A 1,207-nucleotide genomic window follows, 5' to 3' on the forward strand; every position below is an offset into this window, starting at 1 on the left:
CGAGCGGCACGACGGGCGGCAGCGCCTCCGGCCGCTCTCCGAGGAACACCCGCCGGACGACCCGCTCGGCCGCCCGCCCGTCGTCGAACTGGCAGAACCGCTCCCGGAAACCGGCCCGCAGGGCGTCGGCCGCCACGTCCGCGTACGAGCCGTCGCGGAACAGGTCCGCCAACTCCCGCTCGGTACGGGCCACATGACCGGGCGGCGCGGCCGGCAGGTCGAAGCAGACGCCCCGGGTCTCGCGGTGGACGTCCCAGCCCTCCGCGTGGATCACGATCGGCCGGTCGAGGTTGGCGTAGTCGAACATCAGGGACGAGTGGTCGGTGATCAGCGCGTCGGCGGCGAGACAGACGTCCTCGGCGGAGCGGTGCGCGGTGACGTCGATGATCCGGTCGTCGGTCCTGCGGGGTGTCCCGGCGCCGTGGAGGTGGGGCGCCCGCAGCAGCACCACGAACTCCTCGCCCACCGCCTCGCAGAACGCGTCCAGATCGAGCCGGCCCTCATGGCCGGGGGCGTGACCGGTGTCGTGGTCGAGGTGGGCCGGGGCGTAGAGAAGGGCCTTCCTGCCCTCGGGCACACCCAGTTCGCGCCGGGCGCGCGCCACCTCCTCGGCCGTCGCCGTGTAGTAGACGTCGTTGCGCGGAGAGCCGTACTCCAACTGCTCGTACGTGCCAGGGAAGGCCCGCTCCCAGGTCTCCGTGGAGTGCCGGTTGGCGGAGAGACCGAAGTCCCAGCGGTCCACGCGCTTGAGGAGGCCGGTGAGACCACCGGAGGCGGCGGTCACCACCGGGTACGGGGACCGGTCCAGGCCCGTCGTCCGCAGCGGGGTGCCGTGCTGGGTCCGGACGCGGACGCTGCGGGGGCGCTTGACGACAGCGTCCGCGAAGTCGGTGTTGCCGACGAGGTACTTGGCGCGGGCGAGGACCTGCCAGTGGCGCGGACTGCCGATGACGGCGTACTCGACGTCCTTGGGGAGACCGTCCACGGCATCGGGCTCGACGAGGAACACCGAGCGCAGGCGCGGGGCGAGTTCGCGGGCCTTGGCATGGACGGCGGCGGGGTCGCAGCCGACACCGAGGCCCCGGTACCCGTGGTACACGACGAGGTTCCTGTCCAGCGGAAGGCGACGCTGGGCGGCGTACAGGGCGCGGGTCAGGGGCGTGCGCGGGCGGGGGAGCGCGGCCAGGGCTCCGGCCGCCGCCCGGTC

Annotated in this window: 1 protein-coding gene; it reads right to left on the minus strand. The window is 73.7% G+C overall.

What is annotated here, in order from left to right:
* Positions 1–1,207, minus strand: a 1,207-nt coding sequence (locus AWZ10_RS16520; protein ID WP_167365958.1) for a CDP-glycerol glycerophosphotransferase family protein, incomplete at both ends; no start/stop codon positions are given.

This window comes from Streptomyces europaeiscabiei, from assembly GCF_001550375.1.
Taxonomy (GTDB): Bacteria; Actinomycetota; Actinomycetes; order Streptomycetales; family Streptomycetaceae; genus Streptomyces; species Streptomyces europaeiscabiei.